General features: G+C 37.6%; 24 protein-coding genes, 1 tRNA gene and 1 pseudogene. 8 read left to right on the top strand and 18 right to left on the bottom strand.

Annotated elements, in window-relative coordinates:
* Positions 1–4: 4 nt before the first annotated feature.
* From nadE to BQ5341_RS06950, 7 genes are all read right to left on the bottom strand, one after another.
* Positions 5–823, bottom strand: coding sequence for an NAD(+) synthase (gene nadE, locus BQ5341_RS06980; RefSeq protein ID WP_071131298.1), 819 nt, complete (start codon positions 821–823; stop codon positions 5–7).
* Positions 823–2,298 (bottom strand): nicotinate phosphoribosyltransferase, encoded by a 1,476-nt coding sequence (locus BQ5341_RS06975; RefSeq protein ID WP_071131297.1) that lies wholly within the window; start codon positions 2,296–2,298, stop codon positions 823–825. Before BQ5341_RS06975 ends, nadE begins: the two co-directional genes overlap by 1 nt.
* The gene (locus tag BQ5341_RS06970; RefSeq protein WP_071131296.1) at positions 2,279–3,235 is read right to left on the bottom strand and encodes a glycosyltransferase family 2 protein; all 957 of its coding nucleotides are present in this window, start codon (positions 3,233–3,235) and stop codon (positions 2,279–2,281) included. Before BQ5341_RS06970 ends, BQ5341_RS06975 begins: the two co-directional genes overlap by 20 nt.
* A 59-nt stretch (positions 3,236–3,294) precedes the next feature.
* Positions 3,295–3,621: a hypothetical protein gene (locus BQ5341_RS06965; RefSeq protein WP_071131295.1), complete on the bottom strand. Its 327-nt coding sequence runs from the start codon at positions 3,619–3,621 to the stop codon at positions 3,295–3,297.
* A gap of 85 nt (positions 3,622–3,706) precedes the next feature.
* Positions 3,707–4,789 (bottom strand): sensor histidine kinase, encoded by a 1,083-nt coding sequence (locus BQ5341_RS06960; protein WP_106396186.1) that lies wholly within the window; start codon positions 4,787–4,789, stop codon positions 3,707–3,709.
* Positions 4,782–5,507, bottom strand: a complete 726-nt coding sequence (locus BQ5341_RS06955; RefSeq protein ID WP_071131294.1) for a response regulator transcription factor — start codon at positions 5,505–5,507, stop codon at positions 4,782–4,784. The genes BQ5341_RS06960 and BQ5341_RS06955 overlap by 8 nt, the downstream gene beginning before the upstream one ends.
* Positions 5,508–5,555: 48 nt before the next feature.
* A complete protein-coding gene (locus tag BQ5341_RS06950) occupies positions 5,556–6,197 on the bottom strand; it encodes a C39 family peptidase (RefSeq protein WP_071131293.1) in 642 nt (213 codons plus the stop codon).
* Between the two features lie 16 nt (positions 6,198–6,213).
* On the opposite strand from BQ5341_RS06950, the gene BQ5341_RS06945 reads away from it, so the two are divergent.
* Both BQ5341_RS06945 and BQ5341_RS06940 read left to right on the top strand, forming a co-directional pair.
* Entirely contained in the window at positions 6,214–7,383 is a 1,170-nt protein-coding gene (locus BQ5341_RS06945) for an IS256 family transposase (protein ID WP_071131292.1), read from the top strand.
* A 125-nt stretch (positions 7,384–7,508) separates the two neighbouring features.
* Positions 7,509–8,195 carry a DNA-directed RNA polymerase subunit omega gene (locus tag BQ5341_RS06940; protein WP_071131291.1) on the top strand — a complete coding sequence of 229 codons (687 nt, stop codon included), beginning with the start codon at positions 7,509–7,511 and terminating at the stop codon, positions 8,193–8,195.
* Positions 8,196–8,549: 354 nt separating this feature from the next.
* Here BQ5341_RS06940 and BQ5341_RS10685 read toward each other — a convergent pair whose 3' ends face one another.
* Positions 8,550–8,807: a hypothetical protein gene (locus BQ5341_RS10685; RefSeq protein ID WP_071131290.1), complete on the bottom strand. Its 258-nt coding sequence runs from the start codon at positions 8,805–8,807 to the stop codon at positions 8,550–8,552.
* A 10-nt stretch (positions 8,808–8,817) separates the two neighbouring features.
* Positions 8,818–9,174, bottom strand: coding sequence for a hypothetical protein (locus BQ5341_RS06930; RefSeq protein WP_071131289.1), 357 nt, complete (start codon positions 9,172–9,174; stop codon positions 8,818–8,820).
* Between the two features lie 37 nt (positions 9,175–9,211).
* Here BQ5341_RS06930 and BQ5341_RS06925 point away from each other — a divergent pair.
* Positions 9,212–9,559: pseudogene (locus BQ5341_RS06925) on the top strand (transposase); the annotation flags it as partial.
* A 25-nt stretch (positions 9,560–9,584) separates the two neighbouring features.
* Here the strand turns inward: BQ5341_RS06925 and BQ5341_RS10505 are convergent.
* From BQ5341_RS10505 to groES, 4 genes are all read right to left on the bottom strand, one after another.
* The gene (locus BQ5341_RS10505; protein WP_158661755.1) at positions 9,585–9,752 is read right to left on the bottom strand and encodes a hypothetical protein; all 168 of its coding nucleotides are present in this window, start codon (positions 9,750–9,752) and stop codon (positions 9,585–9,587) included.
* A gap of 183 nt (positions 9,753–9,935) precedes the next feature.
* Positions 9,936–10,307, bottom strand: coding sequence for a hypothetical protein (locus BQ5341_RS06920; RefSeq protein WP_071131287.1), 372 nt, complete (start codon positions 10,305–10,307; stop codon positions 9,936–9,938).
* A gap of 215 nt (positions 10,308–10,522) precedes the next feature.
* On the bottom strand, positions 10,523–12,145 hold the full coding sequence (gene groL, locus BQ5341_RS06915) for a chaperonin GroEL (protein ID WP_071131286.1): 1,623 nt from the start codon (positions 12,143–12,145) through the stop codon (positions 10,523–10,525).
* Positions 12,146–12,172: 27 nt separating this feature from the next.
* Positions 12,173–12,457 carry a co-chaperone GroES gene (groES, locus tag BQ5341_RS06910; RefSeq protein ID WP_071131285.1) on the bottom strand — a complete coding sequence of 95 codons (285 nt, stop codon included), beginning with the start codon at positions 12,455–12,457 and terminating at the stop codon, positions 12,173–12,175.
* A gap of 216 nt (positions 12,458–12,673) precedes the next feature.
* On the opposite strand from groES, the gene BQ5341_RS06905 reads away from it, so the two are divergent.
* The 3 genes from BQ5341_RS06905 (at position 12,674) to BQ5341_RS06895 (ending at position 16,154) form a co-directional block, all read left to right on the top strand.
* Complete coding sequence (locus tag BQ5341_RS06905; RefSeq protein ID WP_071131284.1) at positions 12,674–13,339, top strand: CPBP family intramembrane glutamic endopeptidase; 666 nt, start codon at positions 12,674–12,676, stop codon at positions 13,337–13,339.
* Positions 13,340–13,351: 12 nt separating this feature from the next.
* Positions 13,352–13,573 carry a hypothetical protein gene (locus BQ5341_RS06900; RefSeq protein WP_071131283.1) on the top strand — a complete coding sequence of 74 codons (222 nt, stop codon included), beginning with the start codon at positions 13,352–13,354 and terminating at the stop codon, positions 13,571–13,573.
* 238 nt (positions 13,574–13,811) lie between these two features.
* Positions 13,812–16,154, top strand: a complete 2,343-nt coding sequence (locus tag BQ5341_RS06895; protein WP_071131282.1) for an ABC transporter ATP-binding protein/permease — start codon at positions 13,812–13,814, stop codon at positions 16,152–16,154.
* A gap of 48 nt (positions 16,155–16,202) precedes the next feature.
* On the opposite strand, the gene BQ5341_RS06890 is transcribed toward BQ5341_RS06895, so the two are convergent.
* Positions 16,203–16,835, bottom strand: a complete 633-nt coding sequence (locus BQ5341_RS06890; protein ID WP_071131281.1) for a redox-sensing transcriptional repressor Rex — start codon at positions 16,833–16,835, stop codon at positions 16,203–16,205.
* Positions 16,836–17,022: 187 nt separating this feature from the next.
* Here BQ5341_RS06890 and BQ5341_RS06885 point away from each other — a divergent pair, with 187 nt between their 5' ends.
* Positions 17,023–18,939 carry an ABC-F family ATP-binding cassette domain-containing protein gene (locus BQ5341_RS06885; RefSeq protein ID WP_071131280.1) on the top strand — a complete coding sequence of 639 codons (1,917 nt, stop codon included), beginning with the start codon at positions 17,023–17,025 and terminating at the stop codon, positions 18,937–18,939.
* A gap of 55 nt (positions 18,940–18,994) precedes the next feature.
* Here the strand turns inward: BQ5341_RS06885 and msrC are convergent, their stop codons facing one another.
* From msrC to BQ5341_RS06865, 4 genes are all read right to left on the bottom strand, one after another.
* Positions 18,995–19,462 (bottom strand): free L-methionine (R)-S-oxide reductase MsrC, encoded by a 468-nt coding sequence (msrC, locus tag BQ5341_RS06880; RefSeq protein WP_071131279.1) that lies wholly within the window; start codon positions 19,460–19,462, stop codon positions 18,995–18,997.
* Positions 19,459–20,721 (bottom strand): MFS transporter, encoded by a 1,263-nt coding sequence (locus BQ5341_RS06875; protein WP_071131278.1) that lies wholly within the window; start codon positions 20,719–20,721, stop codon positions 19,459–19,461. Before BQ5341_RS06875 ends, msrC begins: the two co-directional genes overlap by 4 nt.
* Positions 20,722–20,868: 147 nt before the next feature.
* Positions 20,869–21,468 (bottom strand): hypothetical protein, encoded by a 600-nt coding sequence (locus BQ5341_RS06870; RefSeq protein WP_071131277.1) that lies wholly within the window; start codon positions 21,466–21,468, stop codon positions 20,869–20,871.
* A 105-nt stretch (positions 21,469–21,573) separates the two neighbouring features.
* A tRNA-Pro gene (locus tag BQ5341_RS06865) sits at positions 21,574–21,647 on the bottom strand.
* A gap of 138 nt (positions 21,648–21,785) precedes the next feature.
* Between BQ5341_RS06865 and BQ5341_RS06860 the strand changes: the two genes are divergently transcribed.
* Positions 21,786–23,081, top strand: coding sequence for an ISL3 family transposase (locus BQ5341_RS06860; RefSeq protein ID WP_071131276.1), 1,296 nt, complete (start codon positions 21,786–21,788; stop codon positions 23,079–23,081).
* Positions 23,082–23,136: the final 55 nt, after the last annotated feature.

The raw sequence follows: 23,136 nt of genomic DNA, 5'->3' as shown, positions 1-23,136 counted from the left end.
TAACTTATTTCCAGAAATCATCAAATACCGTGATTGGCAAATGCCGCTTGTGTTCTGTTTTTAAAAACCAATTTTCAATTTTTTCAGCCGCCTTAGTGTCAATGTCGCGGCCTTCTAAATAATCATCGATATTGGCATATGTCACACCTAGCGCCACTTCATCAGCGATTAGCGGTTTGTCATCCTCTAGGTCGGCGGTAGGAATTTTTTCATAAAGAGCAGAATCGGCACCGAGATGTTGCAGTAACATTTTTCCTTGGCGTTTATTTAAACGATATAAAGGCGTTAAGTCAGCAGCCCCATCACCAAATTTAGTGAAAAATCCAGTAATATTTTCCGCCGCGTGATCGGTACCAATTACCGCACCGGCCAATTGCCCAGCCACTGCATATTGGGCCACCATCCGCTGGCGCGCCTTAATATTTCCTTTGTTAAAATCGCTGATTTCAACACCTTGAGGCATGCTGGCCACCAGCGCTTCAACGGCAGGTTTAATATCGATAGTCATCGACTGATCTGGCTGAATAAAAGCCAGCGCTTTTTGAGCGTCGATTTCATCTTTTTGCGTACCATAAGGCAGGCGAATGGCAATAAATTGAAAATCAATTCCTTCTGCTTGCAGTTCGCTGCTAGCCATTTGGGCGAGTTTGCCGGCTAAAGTAGAATCTTGACCACCAGAAATTCCTAAAACAAAACTTTTTAAAAATGAATTTTTTTTAGCGTAACTTTTTAAAAAATCAATGCTGCGGCGAATTTCTTTTTCCGAATCAATCGTTGGTTGAACTTTGAGTTCTTGAATAATTTTTTCTTGTAATGGTCGCATTAATCATCGGTCCTTTCTGGTGCCAGCGCTTGAACTTGCCGGCGGACACTCTCAATTAATTTCATTTTGTGATTCCAAAGATCAGAAGAAAGGTCGACAGGATATGGTTGCGGATTTAAATCGCGCTTGTATTCATCCCATAAAGAATCCAGATTTTGGCGGGCACTTTCTTTAATTTCAGTCAGAGTTGGCATCTCATAAATTCGTTTCCCATCTTGATAAATTGTTTGCAACAATGGTCGGGCGCAAAAATTCCGAACCCGTTTATGAATATAAGTATGCACCGGATGGAACATATAAAGTTCTTCTTCTTTTCGCGGATCTTCATCCATCAAAGTGATATAGTCGCCTTCTGATTTTCCGCCATCTTTTCGGGTGATTCGCCAAACTTGTTTTTTTCCTGGGGTGGAAACTTTTTCGGCGTTACCAGATAATTTGATCGTATCGATCATTTTTCCTTGTTCGTTTTCAATGGAAACTAATTTATAAACGGCACCTAAAGCGGGTTGATCGTAGGCGGTAATGAGTTTTGTCCCCACACCCCAGACGTCGATTTTTGCTTTTTGCATTTTCAAAGACAAAATTGTATTTTCATCCAAATCATTAGAAGCATAAATTTTTGCATCTGGAAAACCAGCGTCGTCTAATTGTTCTCGGACCCGTTTTGAAATATACGCCATATCGCCTGAGTCAATCCGCACTCCTTGAAAATTAATTTTATCGCCAAGTTCGCGGGCCACTTTAATGGCGTTTGGCACACCGGATTTCAGCGTGTCGTATGTATCTACTAGAAAAACACAATCCACATGGGTTTTTCCATAAGCCATAAATGCATCGTAATCATTGCCGTAAGATTGAACGAGTGAATGCGCATGGGTCCCTGAAACAGCAATCCCAAAAATTTTCCCCGCCCGCACATTACTTGTAGCATCAGCACCGCCAATAAAAGCCGCGCGCGTCCCCCAAATGGCGGCATCCAATTCTTGCGCTCTGCGAGTCCCGAATTCTAATAAAGGATCTTGACCGATGACCGATTTAATCCGGGCGGCTTTCGTGGCGATTAATGTTTGATAATTAATAATATTTAACAAGGCCGTTTCCACCAATTGACATTGGGCTAAAGGACCTTCCACTTGCATCAAAGGTTCATTATGGAAAACCAAATCCCCTTCAACCACTGAGCGGACGGTACAGGAAAATTTAAAATCTTTTAAATAAGCAAGAAATTCTGCGGAGTAACCAAGATCTTTTAAATAAGCCAAATCCGTTTCAGAAAAAGTTAATTGCTCTAAATAATTCACTACCCGTTGCAACCCGGCAAAAATGGCGTAACCATTTTGAAAAGGTAATTCACGAAAATAAACTTCAAAAACAGAATGTAAATCCGCCCGTCCAAGCTCCCAATAGGTTTGCATCATATTTATTTGATAAAGGTCCGTGTGTAAGGTTAAAGAATCATCTGGATACATGTTCATGTTCGTGCTCCTTTTTTAAATTCGTCTCTTTTAATAAATAGCGGGGACGATTTTTGGTTTCAAGAAAGATTTTACCGATGTATTTGCCCACAATTCCCAGGGAAAATAATTGCAGACCGCCGACAAATAAAATAATTGTGGCAAGTGACGGCCACCCGCTTGTAGGATCGCCAAACATTAGCGTTCGGACGACAATCACAATTGTGGAAATAATCGCCGCCAAACAAGCAACCACTCCTACCAATGAAGCAAGGGTCAAAGGTACATCAGAAAAATTGACAATCGCTTCTAATGAATAAGAAAATAATTGCCAAAAAGACCAAGACGTTTCCCCGGCGATTCGTTCGTGATTTTCATAAGGCAAATAAATAGTTTTAAAACCTACCCAAGAAAAAATTCCTTTAGAAAAACGATTATACTCAGATACCGATAAGACCGCTTCAACCACTTGGCGGGTCATGAGTCGGTAATCGCGAACGCCAGGTTCAAGCGGTGTGTTGGAAATTTTTTTCATTAAAAAATAAAAAGAGCGGGAGAAAAAACTCCGTAGCCACGGCTCCCCGCGTCGATCTTGACGTTTGGTGCCCACCATATCGTAATGTTCTTCTTGGACTAAACGCAGCATTTCTTTTAATAATGCCGGCGGATCTTGCAAATCCGCATCCATCACGGCAATATAATCGTGATTTGTCGCTGATAATCCGGCATATAGCGCCGCTTCTTTACCAAAATTTCTGGATAAAGATAAATATTGAAGGTGGGAATTTTTAGTGGCTGCTTCTTTTAAGATATTTAACGTATCATCGGTGGATCCATCGTCAACAAAAAAATAGTCCACGTCAACTGGCAAGCTACTTTCAACTTCTGCCATTTCTTTTAAAAAATAGGGCAAAGCTGCCGCTTCATTAAAACATGGCACCACCACAGCTAAATTCATCCACTGACCTCCTTTTGACATGACCTCATTTTACCAAATTTTCATTCGTTTGCAAAAAATTAACGAAGCGTCCCATCAACAAAAGCGGCAATTTTAACACTTTCTGCTGGCGTCGGCAAACGACGAGCTGTCAATATTGCTTGCAAGTCACTTTTTGGAAAATTCGTTAGTGTCGCCACTGTTTCCACTGAAATTTGTTCGGCGGTCATTTTTTCTTCTAAAGCTAAAACTTTCAAAAAATCATCGTAGCGCGATTCTGGCACTTGTTGTTTTTGTTCCATCGATAAAAGTTCATAGAAACTTTTTTTGCCAAGAAATTTCCCTAAACCTTGGGCTAGCGATTTGACCTGGCGTAAAATAAAATCATCATCTTCTCTTGTAAACAAATCGATCACTTCCTTTTTTCTAGTATACCGTAAAATGAAAAAAGTAAAAGTAAAGTCGCACATCCTAGCGATTTTACTTTTACTTTTATTTTTTGGGCAGAACCACGGTCATAGTAATTACACTATCCACACTTTCAGCTGAAATTAAGCCATGATGGAGTTCGACAATTTCTTTTGCAATCGATAATCCTAGCCCTGTTCCGCCGGTGCTCGTTGTCCGCGCGGCATCGTAACGATAAAATGGTTCGAACAAATGCGGTAATTTTTCTGGCGGAATGGTTTTGCCTTGATTGCTTAAAGTGATAACAACCGACTGCGATTGTTCTGTCACTTTTAAAGTTAGAACAGAATTTGCCGGCGCATAGTTTAAAGCATTTTTAATCAAGTTATCAAAAACCCGAGCTAATTTATCAGGATCGGCGGAAATTTCCAGATTGTCGCCTAATTGTAAATCCCAAGTGAGATTTTTTTCAGCCATCAATGGCAAAAATTCAAAAGTCACTTGTTCTAAGGCGCGAGTTAAGTAAAATGGTTCTTTGGACAAAGTTAAGGTGGTCAAATTAAAGCGGGTAATTTCAAAAAAATCACCAATTAAATTTTCCAAACGCAACGCTTTTTCTAAAGAAATTTCTGTGTAGCGGGCCTTAGCTTCCGCTGATAAATCCGGATCGTCTTTTAATAAGGTTAAGTAACCTATTACCGAAGTTAACGGCGTCCGAAGATCGTGAGCTAGATAAACAATCAAATCATTTTTACGAGATTCTGCTTCGACTGCTGCTCGTTGGTTTTTAATATTTTCCGTTCGAATCGTATTTAGTTGATCTTGCGTCTCTTTTAAATCAGGCGAAAAAACAAGATTTTTTTGCGGATCATTAATGATGGATTCCGCTCCTTCTACTACTTCATTGACTAAAGATAAACTTTTATGAAGATAATAGTAGATAATAACGGCTGTCACCACAACTAAAAAAACAAGCAAGAACGGCGTTAAATAATCATGAATCAAAGAGAAAATTGGATAAAAAGTTTCCGTTCCATACCACGTTGTTTGGCTACTCAAAAAAAGAATAATTGCCGTTAAACCAAGAGTAACTCCGATAAATAATAACCAAGTAATTAAAAATTGACGAAATATCTTACGAGTTATTTGCTGATTTCTATTAGACAAGTGTATACCCCACTCCCCACACGGTTTTTATAAATTTCGGTTTTTGCGGTGTGTCGCTTAATTTTTCTCTTAATCGAGCAATATGGGCCATCACCGTATTGTTATTGTCTAAAAATTTTTCGCCCCAGACTGTTTCAAAAATCTTTTCTGAGGAGACGACATTTCCTTGTTGCTCCATTAATAAAGATAAAATCGAAAATTCCAGCGGCGTCAAAAAAATTTCTTTATCGTATAAAAAAACTTTATGGGCTTGTGGTTCTAAGCGTAAACCGTGGCGGTCATAGCCTTTCACCTGGATTTCTTCCATATCTTTAGCTTCATTTTTTTCAGTTGAAATTATTGTTGATTGATTATAACGTTGGACCCGGCGCAATTGTGTCTTGACCCGCGCCACTACTTCTAAAGGATTGAAAGGTTTCGTAATATAATCATCCGCCCCTAAAGTTAGTCCGTTTATTTTATCTAGCGCTTCCCCTTTGGCAGTTAAAAAAATCACTGGATAAAAATGTTCTCGGCGAATTTCTTGGAGCAGAGTAAGCCCCGTAATATCCGGCAACATCACATCTAACAGTGCTAAATCCGGTTGGTTTTCTAAAAAATAATTATGAGCGGAAATCCCGTCATAAAAAGCCTTTACTGTATAGCCTTCATTTTCTAAATAAGTTGCCAATAAATCAGCAATTTCTTTTTCATCTTCCACTAAAGCAATCGTCACCATGTCATCTGCTCCTTTTTTTTCATTATAGCAGAATCTAATCGGGACTGCCTAGGACCAAAACGCCCAATAATGAAGCGCCTCTTGTTGAAAAATGCCCACGTCAAAAGTTTTTGCAAAATGATTTTTTTCTGGCGTGTCATTAGGATCATAAACTTGGATTTCACCGTTACCGCCATTAGTTAAGACCATAATATGTCCGGTTGTGGTAAATTCTCCAGGACCTACCGAAACAACAACCGGATGATTTTGCGCCAAATGATTCATTAAGGCGTTAGAATCACTCCCTAAATCTTCATAACCTAATTGATTCGCCCGGGCAAACTCAATAAAAATTTGCCAACTAGTCCCAGCTCCCGGCACATAATACGTGTCACCAGCCCATTGCAAAATTTCTTCAACCGGCGCTGGACTTTGTTGAAAATATCCTTCAATCATAGCCAGACTAGCAATCGCACAAGCATTGTCGGCAAAACTATTTTCTGAACCAATACCGTAATGGAGATTTTCCCACCGCTCCTCTTTTTGTAAAACCATGGGTAACGTCGTTTGATAACGACTGGCAAAATTCTCATTAATTTCTTCGGTAAATTGCTGGGGTAAAAATTCGAGAGCGTAAAATAGTTTGTGTAAATTAGGGTATTGAAAAAGGAAGACCTTATTCGTATGATTAAAGCGACTAAACCAAATCAACGAAAGAGGTCTTCCCATGAATCAGTTTAACAAAGAAATCGCTCAAGCACTACTAGAAAATACAAATTTAACAGAAGTTTTTCGCAATCAGCTTGAAACCACAATGAATACTCTTTTAGAAAGTGAATTAACTGCTATTCTCGGCTATAATCCTTACGCGCGACTCAATAACGGTAACTATCGAAATGGTGACTACACAAGACGATTAGATACACAGTTTGGTCAAATTAATGTGCGCGTCCCTAGGGACAGAAAAGGAGAATTTCATCAGTCTTTAATTCCTCCTTATACTCATCGTATTGACAGCTTAGAAACGACTATTATCCAACTCTATGAAAAAGGCATTACCACTAGAGAAATTGCCGATTTAATTGAAAAGATGTATGGTTCACACTATAGTCCTACGACCATTTCTAACATTACAAAAATGGTTGATGAACAAGTGACTGCTTTTCATTCCCGTCCTATTTTTCATTCACAATATGTTTGTCTTTTTCTAGATGCTACATATATTCCCTTAAGACGTGACGCTGTCCAGAAAGAAGCGGTACATATTGCTTTAGGGATTACTTCTTCTGGAGAAAAAGAAATTTTAGATTATCTTATTGCCCCACAAGAATCAGATGCTGCTTGGTCCGATTTATTAGGCAGTCTTGTTTCTAGAGGACTAACTGATGTGCAACTTATCGTTGCCGATGGCATGACCGCTATTCAAAATGCTTGCGAAAGAAATTATCCCCAAGCTAAATTTCAACGATGTCTTGTGCACATTAACCGAAACATTATGGGAAAGGTTCGCGTTTCTGATCGTAAAGAAGTAGCCAGTGATTTCAAAGGAATTCATCATGCGATCAATTTTAAAGAGGGTGAAGAAAAAATCCAAACCTTTATAGAAAAATGGGAGAAACGTTATCCAAGAATGACGCACTCTCTTCAAAACACAGAAAATCTCCTGACCTTCACGCAATTTCCCAAAGCTATTCGAGGTACTATTTATTCCACCAACATTATTGAATCTTTCAATAAACAGTTGAAAAGAAAAACAAAAATCAAAGAACAATTTCCTAATGAAGAAGCTCTTGATCGTTTTTTAGTCACCCAAATGGTTGATTATAATAATAAAAAAACTGGTAGAGCCCATAAAGGTTTTAAACAATGCCAGGACACATTGGATTCAATGTTTTAAAAATATAAATCAAACTGAATAAGGTTTAAATGAATTTACACAAACTTCTTGACACACCCTAGATAAAACTCTATTATATAAGAGTTGCTATGTCGCTTTTATATATGTAAGGAGAAAATTGAATAATGAAAAAGAAAAAATATGTAATCGGAACACTCATCGTTGTACTAATATTTATTGGTTTAACTAGTAAAAGTTATGCAGATAGCATTTTAAAATGGGGTGGGGAAGATAATATTTCTACCATCAATAGTAACTTAGACAAGTTGAGTAACTCACTATCAGTCAAGGAACAGAAAATCGCACAATTATCCAATGAATCAACTAGTACACAGAACCAATTAAATCAGTTTCAAAAAGATATTGACGGTTATCGGCAACAGTTAGAGAATTTAAAAAATGAAAATAATCAACTAGCTGGAGAAAAAACTAGTTTAGAATCTCAATTAAATAGTAAAAATGGAGAGTTACAATCTAAACAGCAAGAAATTGCGGACAAATTGAAAGAAATTGATCAAAAAAATCAAGAGATCAATCAGAAAAATCAAGAATGGAATTCTAAACTGCAAGAAGCATTAAATCAAGCGAATGATCTGCGAAATACCATTAATTCACTAAATGACCAAATCAACACATTAAACAGTGAAAAGAATTCTTTACAAGCAGAGCTCGATTCTACTAAACAGCAGTTAGCAAATGCAACTAAAGAAAATTCTGATTTAAAAGTGTATATTGATAAATTAAACAAAGCTAACCAAGATGTAAAAGACATAACGAACAAGTCCCAACAATTAGTCGACCAACATAAATAAATTAAAAAAGATCTTAGCCTACCTACGCTAGGATCTTTTCTATTGCACATGTAAGCGTTACGTTGTATAATAAAACCAATCCAAGAAAATCTTTATTTTCTGCAAGGAGCATTCGAGTAATCGGGAGCCCTTTTTGTGTTAAAATAGTATGATTTTTGTTGCTGAAACCGTTTTATGCTAAACTGACATTCAGAAACTATCCATTTCTACTCCCTTTTAGGGAGGGCAGGCACCCTGGCGATAGGTGCCTGTTTTTTTATTGCGTTGAAACCTAAAAATGATAAACTACTAATTAGAGAGTAGTCCACTCTCACTTTCTTTTGCCCACTCTTTATCCTACTAGAGAGTGGGTATTTATATTCTCATCATTTCAAACTCCATCATAATCTTCGTCATGCCTACCACTGCATATTTTTTCACTACAAACTGATTCCTACTATTATATAGTCCCGAAATGCCTATCTTAGTATTCTCCGCCACGTCCGCTAGAAACGAGAGGGAGTGTGCAGCAATCAGACAGTTGCAATCGTCTAACTTAAAATAGATGAGCGGTGTCTTGCTCGTCGTATTTAGTATCTTGATTTTCGTCACGACTCCAGATTTTTTTAACATATAGATCACCTCAGCTTAAATCAGACCATTTCTTTTCCTCAAAAAATTCTACGCTACGTATCTCATCATAATCGACTTTCTGACCGCTAATAAACACACCTAGTTCATCATATCCTTGTATCTTTCCGGTAACGTCAGGGGAGTATAAACCTTCTTCGTTCATCTCTTCTTTTTGGATGGCAACGGCTCTATTTTTTAATTTCGCTTCATATAGTATACGATCAATTTCTTCCTTGGTCATAAGCTCTTTAGCCGGCCAAATAAATTTTCGTTCTTTTTCATCTTTTGCCATCATGGCATTATGCTCGGACAGCATGAATCCTTGCCATTTCAATTTCTTGCGGTCGTGGTATACGTGTAAGCTCATATCAACCAGCTCCTGTCATTCATTGCTTTAATTAGGAATTCATCATGCGATCAATTTTAAAGAGGGTGAAGAAAAAATCCAAACCTTTATAGAAAAATGGGAGAAACGTTATCCAAGAATGACGCACTCTCTTCAAAACACAGAAAATCTCCTGACCTTCACGCAATTTCCCAAAGCTATTCGAGGTACTATTTATTCCACCAACATTATTGAATCTTTCAATAAACAGTTGAAAAGAAAAACAAAAATCAAAGAACAATTTCCTAATGAAGAAGCTCTTGATCGTTTTTTAGTCACCCAAATGGTTGATTATAATAATAAAAAAACTGGTAGAGCCCATAAAGGTTTTAAACAATGCCAGGACACATTGGATTCAATGTTTTAAAAATATAAATCAAACTGAATAAGGTTTAAATGAATTTACACAAACTTCTTGACACACCCAAAAATTCTCCTTGCGTACTAGCGTTAGAAAAACGACTTTTCATAAAAAGACCAAAAATCACTACACATAATAAAAATATAAATTGCTTTTGACGCCGGAAACGTTTCTTGTGCCTTGATTTAATTTTTGCCATTAAAAAAACTCCTCTCCTTGATAAATTCAATTTACCAAAGAAAAGAAGTTTGTTTTTCTGTTTTTTATGAATAAAGTCTGACGAAAAGCTGATGATTGCTTTTCATTTTGGAGAAAGTTAAAGATAAAGTGAACGAGAGAAAAATAAAGGAGAGAAATAAAGGATTAGATTTTTATTTAAAGTTTATTTTTTCAAGTCCTTTCTTCTTGCAAACCAGATGCTTAGATAACTGACGGGCATTAAATACACTACAGAAGTAAAAAGCAAAAGTACCAAAACGAATTGATTATTACTTTGTTTGAAATCAAAGCTTGGCAGATAAAAATAACTTAGCGTAAGTACATATAAGAAAGCTACGATCACGCCTTTTATAGTCGTTCGCTGTGCTGTTTCTTTTCGTATCTTTTGTGTGTATTGAAAGAAATTATTTTTTACTAATAATTTTTCAAACCGGATACTTTTTCCTGCTTTAATCTGCTTTGCTGTAAAATAATTGTAGCCAAAAAGAACCAAACCCATTAAACACCATAGAATAAAACTGAAAATTTTTTCCACACACCACACCTACCTTCTTTTTAATAAAAAGATCTCTCCTCCATTTTTAACTTCCCCATTAAGTATAGCTTTACTATAGGCTTATTCACTCCTGAAAACAAGCGGTTTCATCTATTTTTATTTAAAAAAATTTAGATCAGTTATTGCAACAAAAAAAAGTAAACAAAATCCACTTAAAGTGAATTCTGTTTACTTTTTTGTCTTTGAAATCTTTTTTACATCATGCCGCCCATGCTTGGATCCATGGCAGGCATTGCAGGAGCAGCAGGTTCAGGTTTGTCAGCAACAACTGCTTCTGTTGTTAACAACAAGGCTGCAACACTAGCTGCATTTTGTAAAGCTGAACGAGTAACTTTCGTAGGATCAACAATGCCGACTTCTACCATGTTGACCCATTCACCGTTGGCCGCATTAAAGCCCGTTCCAATTTCAACTGATTTTAATTTGTCCACGATAACGGAACCTTCATACCCAGCATTTTCTGCAATTTGGCGAATTGGTTCTTCTAAAGCCCGAACAACAATTTTAATGCCGGTTGCTACATCGCCTTCAGCTTCTAGAGCTGCAACGGCGCCAATCACATTGACTAAAGCAGTTCCCCCACCGGAGACCATCCCTTCTTCAACACCCGCGCGCGTTGCGTTTAAGGCATCTTCAATTCTTAATTTTAATTCTTTTAATTCAGTTTCAGTAGCTGCCCCAACTTTAACAACAGCCACACCGCCAGCAAGTTTAGCTAAACGTTCTTGTAATTTTTCCCGATCAAAATCAGAAGTTGTTTCCGCAATTTGGTTGCGAATTAATTTCACACGATCGGCTACGGCAGTTTTTCCACCAGCGCCTTCAACAATCGTCGTTGTGTCTTTATTAACAACCACTTTACCAGCTGTTCCTAATTGTTCTAACGTTGTATCTTTTAATTCCAAGCCAAGATCTTCCGTGATAACCGTCCCGCCAGTTAAAACAGCAACGTCTTCTAACATAGCTTTACGACGATCGCCAAATCCTGGTGCTTTAACAGCAACGACATTGAACGTTCCACGTAATTTATTTAAAACCAAGGTTGGTAATGCTTCGCCATCAACGTCGTCAGCAATAATTAACAAAGAGCGACCTTGTTGTAAAATTTGTTCCAACATTGGTAAAACATCTTGAATGTTAGAAATCTTTTTGTCGGTAATTAAAATGTATGGATTCTCTAAAGCAGCTTCCATTTTATCATTATCAGTCACCATATATTGGGATAAATAGCCGCGGTCAAATTGCATACCTTCTACCACGTCAAGTTCAGTTTCGATCCCTTTTGATTCTTCAATAGTAATCACACCATCGTTACCAACTTTTTCCATCGCTTCAGCAATTAATTTCCCAACTTCTTCAGAACCTGAAGAAACAGATGCTAATTGAGCAATAGCTTCTTTTGTATCCACAACGATCGAAATTTTATGAAGTTCTTCCACTGCTTTTTTCGTAGCTAGTTCAATCCCACGACGAATGCCCATTGGATTGGCACCAGCTGTCACGTTTTTCAAACCTTCACGAACGATTGCTTGAGTTAATAAAGTGGCGGTTGTTGTTCCGTCACCAGCAATATCATTTGTTTTTGAAGCGACTTCAGAAACAAGTTTTGCCCCCATATTTTCAAAATGATCTTCTAATTCGATTTCTTTTGCAATGGTCACACCATCGTTAGTAATTAATGGAGAACCATATGATTTTTCTAAAACGACATTGCGTCCTTTTGGCCCTAAAGTGACTTTAACGGTATTCGCTAAAATATCGACACCGCGCAACATCGCACTTCTTGCATCTTCTGAAAATTTAATATCTTTTGCCATTATTTTTTCACCTCAAATAAATTTTTTTTATTCAACAATTGCGACAATATCTTTTTCGTGAACAATTAAATACTCTTGGCCTTCATATTTCACTTCAGCACCAGCGTATTTTTCAAACATCACGCGGTCATTTACTTTAACAGACATTGGTGCTTTTTCACCGTTGTCTAAAACTAAGCCAGAACCTACTGCAATGACCGTTCCGTTTTGTGGTTTTTCTTTGGCTGAAGAAGCTAAGACGATACCGCCGATAGTTTTTTCTTCTTCTTTTGCCACTTCAATCAATACTCGATCTCCTAATGGTCGTAACACGAAAATCCCTCCAGTTAACTATTTTTTAGCACTCTTTTACCTTGAGTGCTAACTACAATATTTATTGTAGCATGTTTAATGGATATTGCAAGATTTTTGCTAATGACTAAAAAAATTTCTAAAATAGAATTATCCTTCAGCGCCTTTTATCTCATCTGCCTTTTGTCAGCTGACTTTTTACGTGCTATACTAATCTCAAACTTTAAGGAGGTACTTATGACTTTAAATCCTTATGCACTATTAAATTTAGTCACTTATTTTGTCGCTCTTTTTGCCCCAAGTTTACTCACCGTTATGTTCAAATTAGACGCCGGACAAGCCAGCACCTTAACGATTATCTTTTACGTCATTGGCGCAGCATTAATGATTTATTTTGTCCCCAAACTCAATGAAGATTTGGTCGTTGAAAAAAAATCCACCCAGACAAAATCATCAAAAGCCATTTACGAAGGCATTATCGGTATTGCCATTGTTACGGCAGTTCAAATCGGCGCTAACTTAATTGAAGCGGCTTTAACCGGTGGACTGCAAGGATCGGAAAATACGCAAGGCATCTTAGACGTCATCCAACAAAATTTTGCCTTTATCTTGCTGGTGAGTATCGCTGGACCCATTATGGAAGAAATATTCTTCCGGCGCACTTTGATTGGTTTTTTAGGAAATCATTTTAATTTTTGGATTGGCGCAGTTGCTTCCAGTTTACTTTTTTATTTAGCTCATCAAGATGGTCATTTTCTTTTGTATTTTACAATGGGCATGACGCTGGCTTTAATTTATCGTAACACCGGGAAAATTCTCACCTCAATCATTGCCCATGCTGGAATGAACACTTTAGTTATTCTCATTAATTTAATTCCCATCTGGATGGCCCGCTATTTTTAAGGAGGAAAGATAATGAAAACTGGACCTCGCTATTGGCACATTGTTTTACTGGGGTTAGCGGCTGCAATTCTTAATGAAGTCACCAACTTATTGATTAAAGGTATTGAAAATAGCACCACCCATTTTATTGTTGAAGCTATCAAATTTGTGGTGATTATCGTTGTGCTAGCGATTTTGTATTACAAATTATATTTGGAACGCAGAAAAAATGACGAAGACAACGACGACATTTAAAAAAAATTTAAAAAATTAGCAAACTAGAAAATCTGGAGAAAAATTTCTCCGGATTTTTTTTTTTACCAACTTAATTTCACAGCGATTGATAAAGAAATCATAAATTTTCATCATTTTTATAAGCTCCTATCCAATTCATTTGCAATCTGCAGATTTTTTTAAGATAATAAGTAGCAGTTTGCATCAGGAAACCATGAGCACTTAACACAAGTAAATAAACGAAAAAGGGATGAACTATTTGTTAGAATTAAAAGATATCAAAAAGTATTACACAGTTGGCGATACAACGACAAAAGCCTTAGATGGCGTGTCGGTTGCTTTTCGCCGCCAAGAATTTGTCGCCATTTTAGGAGCGTCCGGATCTGGTAAAACTACGATGTTAAATGTCATCGGCGGTTTGGACAATTACGATTCTGGAGATTTAATCATCGACGGAAAATCCACCAAAACTTTTAAACCCGCCGACTGGGATGCCTACAGAAATAATTCAATCGGCTTTGTTTTTCAAAGTTATAATTTAATTTCTCACTTAGGAATTATTGATAACGTGGAACTTGGCATGACTTTGTCCGGTGTTCCTAAAGAACAAAAACTTAAACAAGCCAGAGAAGCTTTGGAGCGCGTTGGTTTAAAAGACCATATGAACAAAAAACCAAATCAACTTTCCGGCGGACAAATGCAACGGGTGGCCATCGCTCGTGCTTTAGCCAATAATCCTGATATTTTATTATGTGATGAACCAACGGGTGCCCTTGATACTGAAACTAGTAAACAAATTATGGCTTTGATTCAAGATTTATCCAAAGAAAAATTAGTAATTATGGTGACTCACAATCCGGAACTAGCTAAAGATTATGCTGATCGAATTATTGAATTTTCCGATGGCCGTGTTGTCAACGACTCAAATCCTCACACTGAAGGCCAAAAAGGGGAACAATTTCAATTAAAACGCACCAAAATGAAATTTATGACGGCCTTAAAACTTTCCGCAAATAATTTACGGACTAAAAAAGGTCGGACTTTTTTAACAGCTTTCGCCTCTTCTATCGGGATTATTAGTATTGGAATTGTTTTATCGTTATCAACTGGGTTTCAAAATCAAATCGATCAAACCCAAGCCGAAACTTTGTCAAAATTTCCTATTACAATTTCTCAAGTGACCGCCGACCAAACAACTAACCCTGATGAAATGTTAGGGACCGATAAAGGAACTTTCCCGGATACTGACACAGTAACAGCTAAAATTTCTGATCAAGATCGCTTGCAACATACAAATAATATTAATCAAGAGTATCTCGATTACTTGGCTAACATTGATCCAGATTTGACTAATAATATTGGCTACACGCGCATCACTGGGATGAATTTATTGCGGGATGTTGATGGCACAGTGACTACTGTTCAATTATCAAACACTTCATCTTCCGATAGTTTCGGCGGGATGGCTTCGGCCGTTTCTAGTATGACTGGCGTTGGCGTCTCCACTTTCCCTACTGCACTGGACGAATCTAAGGGGAATTTTTTACAAGATAATTATGAGCTGCTTGGCGGGAGCTATCCGGCAAGTGTGACTGATGTGGTACTAGTCGTTGATGGGAATAATAATACCAACATCGCCGCTTTAAATAATCTCGGCTTTGATCTTGAAGATAACACTGAATTAAATTTTGACGATATTTTAAATACTGAATTTAAACTTGTCCAAAATAATGATTACTACCAACAACTACCTACTGGAAATTTCATTCCTAATCAAGATTTAGCTAGCGTGTATCAAGCAAGCAACAATCAAACGCTAAAAATTTCTGGCATCGTTCGGACGAAAACAAGTTCGACGATGGATTTATTAGCACCTGGGATTGCTTATTCCAATGATTTAACTAGTCAAATTGTGACTGACAATGAAAATTCTGATATTGTGGCCGCCCAAAGAGACAGTGAACTCAATGTGATGACTAATGAAAAATTAGATGACACTACTAAAACAAGTTTAATCGCTTATCTTGGTGGCGATTCAATTCCTAATTCCATTATGATTTATCCAAATAATTACAAAGACAAAGATCAAATTTTAGATTACCTTGATGATTTCAATGAAGGCAAAGATAAAGCTGATCAAATTATTTATTCTGATTTAGCCGGAACTATGACCCAATTAACAGGCGGCTTGATGGATGCCATCACTTACGTCTTGATTGCTTTTGCCGGAATTTCTCTTGTCACTTCCATGATCATGATTGGCATTATCACCTACACTTCCGTTATTGAACGGACAAAAGAAATTGGCGTTTTAAAAGCATTAGGTGCTCGGAAAAAAGATATTACTCGTGTTTTTGACGCTGAAACTTTTATTTTAGGTGTCGCTTCTGGAACATTAGGCGTCGTGATTGCTTGGTTATTAACTTTCCCAATTAATGCCATTTTGTACAACATGACCGAATTAAAAAATGTAGCCCAACTCAATCCTGTTCACGGCGTTCTTTTAATCGTCGTCTCCACCTTACTCACTATGGCAGGCGGACACCTCCCAGCGCGCATGGCCGCCAAAAAAGATGCCGCCATCGCTTTAAGAGCTGAATAAAATCAAAATAAATACCCGCCACAAATTTACGGCGGGTTTCAGTATTTATTAATCTGTATAGTGATGTAAAAAATAAATTAATGTTTGGAGTTCATTTGTTAAATCAACATTTTGCACTTGGACCGCGGCTGGTTTCACCAAGCGGACTGGCGTAAAGTTCATGATTCCTTTAATACCCGCTTCAACTAATTTATCCGTAACAGCTTGCGCACTTTCTTGTGGCACAGTTAAAATAGCGACTTCGATTTGTTGAATGGAAATTTGTTCCACCATATCAGTCATTGGATAAACGGGAATCCCGTCAACAATCCGACCAACCAAATCTTCATTTACATCAAACGCACATGACACGCGAATGGAATTACTTTGGTGGAAGCGATACTTCAATAGCGCATTCCCCAAATTCCCCACCCCAATTAAAGCGACGTTTGTAAGTTCATCTTCGCTCAATGTTTTGGCAAAAAAATTATTTAATTTTTCCACATCGTAGCCATAACCGCGTTTGCCTAATTCGCCAAAATATGAAAAATCACGACGAATCGTGGCGCTATCTACTTGAACGGCTTCTGAAAGTTCAGTAGATGACACTTTATCTTTACCCGCATTATGCAAAACTTGCAAATAACGGTAATATAACGGTAATCGTTTTGCAGTTGCTCTTGGAATTACAGCGTTTTTCAAGTTCATTTCTCCTTCTTATAAAAAAATTCACAATCCCTTATAAGACACTATAGCAGTAACCTATGCACTTTGGCAATCATTTTGTCTTGCACTTGTGAGAAAATTTTTGCCAAGCTATTTTTTTTAATCAAACATATGGTAGACTACTATTTAGAGCAAATCATCTTCAATAAAAGGAGGTTTTCGGATGATTATTTTACAAGCCAACGCCTTGGCTCGTTTATTTGGCGCTGATGTTTTATTTGAAAACATTCAAATGGACATTCAAGATCACGCCCGCGTGGCTTTAGTCGGCCGCAATGGCGTCGGAAAAAGTACCTTATTAAAAATGCTAGTCGGCATTGAAAGTCCCGATGCCGGTTCTGTAATTACTAAAAAAAATCTGACGATTGGTTATTTAGCTCAAGATAATGGGCTGGAAAGTGATCAAACCGTTTATGCTGAAATGCTGATGGTCTTTGAGCCGGTGATGCAAATGGAGCGTCGCTTACGCCAGTTAGAAGAAAAAATTGCCGCCACAGCCGATCACAATGGCGATTACGAAAAATTATTAACTGACTATGAACAACTACAACACGATTTTCAAGAAGAAAATGGTTACGGCTACGAAGCTGAAATTCGTTCGGTGCTTCATGGGTTTAAATTTGATGAAAGTTTTTATGAACAAAAAGTTTCCGAACTTTCTGGTGGTCAAAAAACGCGGCTCGCTTTGGCCCGCCTACTTTTATTAAAACCTGAACTTTTGGTTTTGGATGAACCGACAAACCATTTAGATATTGATACGTTGACTTGGTTAGAAAATTATTTGCAAGGCTATCGTGGTGCTTTGTTGATTGTTTCTCATGACCGCTATTTTCTTGATAAAATTGCTGAAGATGTTTACGAATTATCGCGGGCCAAAATCACCCGCTACAGAGGAAACTATTCGCAATATCTTGATTTAAAAGCCCAACAGTTAGCTACTGAACAAAAAGCTTATGATAAACAACAAACAGAAATTGCTAAGCTGGAAGATTTTGTTGCTAAAAATCTCGTCCGCGCCTCGACTACAAAGCGAGCCCAAAGTAGACGAAAACAATTAGAAAAAATGGATCGACTGGATCGTCCCCAAGGTGATCAACGTTCGGCTAGAATTTTATTTAATTTTGAAACTGTTTCAGGAAATATTGTTTTACAAGTCGACAATGGTGCGATTGGTTATGACGGAAAAGTAATTTCCGCTCCTATTCATTTGGATATTAGACGTCACGATGCGGTGGCTCTCGTTGGTCCAAATGGGATTGGCAAATCCACTTTACTAAAAGCCATCACTCATGATCATCCGCTAATTTCTGGATCCGTTCGCCTTGGGAGCAATGTGGATCTGGGCTATTACGATCAAGAACAAGCGCAACTTCATTCCAATAAAACGGTCTTAGCTGAATTATGGGACGAACATCCCACCACACCTGAAAAAAATATTCGCACCGTTCTCGGAAGTTTTCTCTTTTTCGGCGATGATGTGAAAAAACCCGTCGCTTTATTATCTGGTGGCGAAAAAGCCCGGCTCGCTTTGGCTAAATTGGCGATGCAAAAAGAAAACTTTTTAGTTTTGGATGAACCGACCAATCATTTAGATATTGATGCTAAAGAAGTGTTGGAAAATGCTTTGATCGATTATGACGGCACACTTTTTTTCGTTTCACACGATCGGTATTTTATTAACCGGATCGCTAGTAAAATCGTGGAGTTGTCTGAAAATGGCAGCCGCATGTATTTAGGTGATTATGATTATTACTTAGAAAAAAAACAAGAAGAAGCAGAACTTGCTGCCCAAGCCCAACAGGAAATTGAAAAAATTGCGCCGAAAACGAAACCAGTAATTGAAAAAGAACGACAAAAACAAGTTCGAACTTTGACCCGGGAAATCACGGCCTTAGAAGAACAATTAGCGCAATTAGAAGAAGACGAACAAACTTTAAAAGAAACGATGGCTTTACCTGAAAATGCGCAAGACCACGAAAAACTCACCCAAATGGCCGCGCAACTCGATGCATTAGCGATTAAACAACAAGAAGTGCTCAACGCTTGGGAAGAAAAAAGTTTGACGTTAGAAGAATTGTAGTAAAAAAAGCAGTGACCAAAAAGAAAAATCTTTTTGGTCACTGCTTTTTTTATTTTTACCAATGAATTTTTTCCACCATCAGAGCGGCAAGTTTTTCTAAATACTCTTGATCAATTTGATCATACGCACCTACTTGGTCATTATCCAAATCAATGACTCCTAAAAGTTGTTGATTTTTATAAAGTGGCACAACAATTTCACTCATGGCCGCTGAATCACAAGAAATATAATTTTCATGCTTAGTGACATCATCAACGATTAACGTTGTATTTTCCGCAGCTGATTGACCACAAACCCCTTTACCAAGTTGAATTCGTGTGCAGCTCACTCGTCCTTGAAATGGCCCTAAGACAAGTTCGCTGCTATCATACAAATAAAATCCCGTATAAACCGAATGATCCAACGTTTCATTTAACGCCGCACTAATATTGGCTAGACTGGCAATTTTTTCTTGCTCCATCTCCAAAAGCCCTTCCGTTTGTGCCAATAATAATTTATAGCGGTCGATTTTTTCTTTTGTCATTTTAAATCTCCTTCTTGATGCAAACGTGCTTGTAAATCTAGATCATAATTGCGGGCACTTGGCGTCAGGAACATGGCCAAGCCACAAAGTAACGTGCCAATTCCGGCAATGAGAAAAATTTTCTCCACGCCGAGATAATCAGCTAACGGCCCGGCAAAAATTAAGCCCACGGGTCCTGTTAAACTCATTAATGAATTTAACACACCTAACACGCGCCCTAAAATTTGTGGCGGATAACTTTGTTGAATCATGGCCATTAATAACGTATTGAAATAAGGTGTCGCCAGTCCGGCGATGCCATTTAAGAGGATAAATAAAATAAATCCCCGCTGATTGCCAGGTAATAAACCGGACCCGCCAACTGTTATGCCTAAAATAAGATAAGAGGCTACAATTGGTTTAACCCGATTTTTAAATTTCCCAAAAAGGCCAATGAACGTACCGCCTACAAGCATCCCGACTGCATAAATCGTTTCGATCAATCCGGCTTGTTGAACCGTTCCTTGAAAATAATCCATGGTCATCACTGGATAAAGACTGGCTGCTGGCATAAAAATTAACGTGAAAAGTGCGCCAATAATCGTAATCGCCCACAGTCCGCGATTTTTCACCAACTGATTAAAACCAAATACTGTGTCGCTTAAAAAATGAATTTTTTCGCCAGCAGCATTTATTTTCGGAATGGTCACAAAAAGTAATAAACCAATCCCGAAAATCGCACCGACAACATCTAATAAAATTAAATAATTCATATCAAACGTGGCAAAAAGTTGCGCCCCTAATGCTGGTGCAATAATAAAATTGGCCGATTGGACCATTCCCAACTGACCATTGGCTTTAGTTAATTGACTTTCCGGCACCAAAGTTGGCAAGACGGATTGAATGGTAGGCATCTGAAAAGTTTGAGCTACTGAGCGGACAAAAAGAGAAACAAATACTAGCCAGATTGGAAAGCCTGCTGTTAAAAATCCCACGATAGCGAGAATTAAGGCAAAAAGTGCCACAATAAAATCTGTTAAGATGAGTAATTTTTTCTTGTTGACCCGATCAATTAGTGGTCCGGCAAATGGCGAAAGTAAAACCATGGGAATCATCCCAAGTAACGTTGCCAAACTAACAATCGTGGCTGATTTTGTTTCATTATACAAATACCAAATAATCGAGTACTGCACAATCATACTAGTAATTCCTGATAAGAATTGGCCTCCCAAGAAAAAGTAAAAATTCTGGTGCCAATGTTTTTTTAAATTATTTTCCATGATCTTCTCCTAAAAATTTAATATGCGTTTTAGAAGCTCGGACGCAAGCGCCCTGCGTATGAAAATAGTTGGCCATAAAATGTCAAAATCATCCCTACTTTCTGTTAGATTCATTTGATTATAGCGAAAAGCCTTGTCCACTGCAAGTTATTTTCCCTCAACAGAAAAACTTGCTAAAATATCAGCCAAAGTAGTTTTCATTAGTTGTTGCCAATTGTCTGTTACAAATTGTTCAGTCAAATCATTTTCTAGCACCTGATAATAAGTGATGGAGCGTTGTGGCTGAGTTAAAAGTCGATCGTTGACTTGATTTTCTGTGATGATAGGTTGAGAAAAACTTTCATTTAGTCGTCTTTGCCACTGAAATTTTGCTTGCAAAACTTGGAGAAGTTCATCAATCTGGGCTTTTTTTTCAATAATTTCTTTTTGATAAGCGGCAATCTGCGGATTAAGGTGAGGAACGTCAGATGTTACACTAGAAATTGCGGTGCGTTCCCGGGTGAATGTTGTCAACTGTTCTTGCGTCAGATTTTGACTCAAAAAAATATTTGCATCGTCACTAAAACCTGCTTCTATCTCGAGCATTAAAGTGTCCAACCGTTCCACTATTTGTTTCAAATCTTCTAATTGTCCGGAAAATTGATTTTGCTGATTTTTTACACCCATCGCAATAAAAACTGCCACCAACAAAGTCAAAATCCCCAAAAACATCCGCCAGCCGATTTTATTTTTTAAATTTTTCGCCATCGCCCTCACCTCCTGTTACTTTAAGTGTAAACGGGATTGAAAAAAAAGACGAAAAAAAATAACCAGACCAAAAAATAAATTTTGGTTTGGTTATTTTCATAATTATCGGGAAGACAGGATTTGAACCTGCGACCCCCTACTCCCGAAGCAGGTGCTCTACCAAGCTGAGCCACTTCCCGTAAATTGGCTCTATACTTTATTGGACTGATAGAATTTTAAAAAATTCTACCAGCCCAATTTTTGTTTATATTAAAAAACATATCGTTCTCTGTTAAGATAAAGTTACCACACAAAACCAGAAAAGAGGACGATATGCCATGACTAATGATATCAAAGATTTACTAAGAATTACAGAAAAAGATTTAACTATTCTATCTAGTCATCAGGAGATGATAAATCATGCTAATACCATGGTGATTGAGGCGCGACTTACTAATTCTCCTGATCGTTGTCTTAACTGTGGGTGTCCCGCCATTGGCGAAGGGAAAAAAAGAAATATCGTAAAAAACGGCTTAAAAAAAAGCGTCATAAGGTTTGAGCCCTATCAATTTCTTCCAACGGTGATGAGATTGGCAAAGCAAAGATTTGCTTGTCGCTCTTGCAAAAGTTTTTGGACAATCCAAACACAGCTAGTTGATGAATTTTGTTTTATTGCTACCCACGTTAAACTAAAAATTCTGAGCCTGTTAAAAGAAAAAATATCAGCTACCTTAATCGCTAAACTATGTAGTGTCTCAGTTAATACAGTCCTTCGGCTTTTGCGTTCTCTAGAGGACTACATCCCTGGGGATGAAGGCATTGCTCTTCCAAAGGTATTAATGGTCGACGAATTTAAATCTCACCTTTCTGTAGAAGATAAGATGACATTTATCTGTGCCGATGGAGAAAGCGGAAAATTAGTAGATATTCTTCCTAGTAAAAAATTAGATTATCTTGTTGACCATTTTAAGAAAAGTCCAGACTGTGAAAAGGTAAAATTTATCGTCACAGACATGAACGCTGCCTACTTTCAACTTATTCCTAAGGTGTTTAAAAACGCTGAACTTATCATTGATCGATTTCATATTATCAAACGCCTAAATGATGCTTTTAATGAGTTTCGAGTTCGAGAGGTTAAACGTCTTATGACTAACGGAAATAGATCAGCTGCCAGAAAAATTAAAAGTAACTGGCGGCGCTTCTTAAAAAATAGTCAAAATATAGATATTAGTACTTATAAATCTTGGCGAAGTTTTCCAACACCAAAATTTCCACTTCTCACTGAACAGATGATGATTGATCGACTGCTTTCTTATTCGCCAGCCCTAAGGCTTGCTTATGATTGCTTCCACATCCTAACTGATGCTATGAGGCGGAAGGATGATATAGAATTTTTCGATATATTACAGAACCTTCCACTTGAACTTGATGAAGATTTTAGCCATATCTTGGTGCACTTACTAACTTACGAAACAGGTATTAGAAACGCAATGAAGTATCCTTATTCAAATGGGAAGATAGAAGCTAAAAACACCCACATTAAGACACTGAAACGAAATCTCTACGGCTTTAAATCTTATACCAACACAAAAACTAGAATCTTTCTACTGAACGGTTTAATAGAAATAAACTAACAAAAAACAGGCAACGAAAAGTTTGCCTTTTCATTGCCTGTTTTTAAAATGGATG

The organism is Enterococcus timonensis, from assembly GCF_900104595.1.
Classification (GTDB): Bacteria; Bacillota; Bacilli; order Lactobacillales; family Enterococcaceae; genus Enterococcus_J; species Enterococcus_J timonensis.
Note: the sequence above shows the minus strand (reverse complement) of the source record. Positions and strands in the feature narration are given on the sequence as shown.

Excerpts from the sequence above, each read along its gene's own strand:
- nadE (WP_071131298.1), bottom strand. The coding sequence starts at position 823 with ATGCGACCATTACAAGAAAAAATTATTCAAGAACTCAAAGTTCAACCA.
- BQ5341_RS06975 (WP_071131297.1), bottom strand. The coding sequence starts at position 2,298 with ATGAACATGTATCCAGATGATTCTTTAACCTTACACACGGACCTTTAT.
- BQ5341_RS06970 (WP_071131296.1), bottom strand. The coding sequence starts at position 3,235 with ATGAATTTAGCTGTGGTGGTGCCATGTTTTAATGAAGCGGCAGCTTTG.
- BQ5341_RS06955 (WP_071131294.1), bottom strand. The coding sequence starts at position 5,507 with ATGGTGACGATTGCTTTAGTGGAAGATGAAAAAGAAATTGCTGATTTA.
- BQ5341_RS06945 (WP_071131292.1), top strand. The coding sequence starts at position 6,214 with ATGAATCAGTTTAACAAAGAAATCGCTCAAGCACTACTAGAAAATACA.
- BQ5341_RS06940 (WP_071131291.1), top strand. The coding sequence starts at position 7,509 with ATGAAAAAGAAAAAATATGTAATCGGAACACTCATCGTTGTACTAATA.
- BQ5341_RS10685 (WP_071131290.1), bottom strand. The coding sequence starts at position 8,807 with ATGTTAAAAAAATCTGGAGTCGTGACGAAAATCAAGATACTAAATACG.
- BQ5341_RS06930 (WP_071131289.1), bottom strand. The coding sequence starts at position 9,174 with ATGAGCTTACACGTATACCACGACCGCAAGAAATTGAAATGGCAAGGA.
- BQ5341_RS10505 (WP_158661755.1), bottom strand. The coding sequence starts at position 9,752 with ATGGCAAAAATTAAATCAAGGCACAAGAAACGTTTCCGGCGTCAAAAG.
- groL (WP_071131286.1), bottom strand. The coding sequence starts at position 12,145 with ATGGCAAAAGATATTAAATTTTCAGAAGATGCAAGAAGTGCGATGTTG.
- BQ5341_RS06905 (WP_071131284.1), top strand. The coding sequence starts at position 12,674 with ATGACTTTAAATCCTTATGCACTATTAAATTTAGTCACTTATTTTGTC.
- BQ5341_RS06900 (WP_071131283.1), top strand. The coding sequence starts at position 13,352 with ATGAAAACTGGACCTCGCTATTGGCACATTGTTTTACTGGGGTTAGCG.
- BQ5341_RS06885 (WP_071131280.1), top strand. The coding sequence starts at position 17,023 with ATGATTATTTTACAAGCCAACGCCTTGGCTCGTTTATTTGGCGCTGAT.
- msrC (WP_071131279.1), bottom strand. The coding sequence starts at position 19,462 with ATGACAAAAGAAAAAATCGACCGCTATAAATTATTATTGGCACAAACG.
- BQ5341_RS06875 (WP_071131278.1), bottom strand. The coding sequence starts at position 20,721 with ATGGAAAATAATTTAAAAAAACATTGGCACCAGAATTTTTACTTTTTC.
- BQ5341_RS06870 (WP_071131277.1), bottom strand. The coding sequence starts at position 21,468 with ATGGCGAAAAATTTAAAAAATAAAATCGGCTGGCGGATGTTTTTGGGG.
- BQ5341_RS06860 (WP_071131276.1), top strand. The coding sequence starts at position 21,786 with ATGACTAATGATATCAAAGATTTACTAAGAATTACAGAAAAAGATTTA.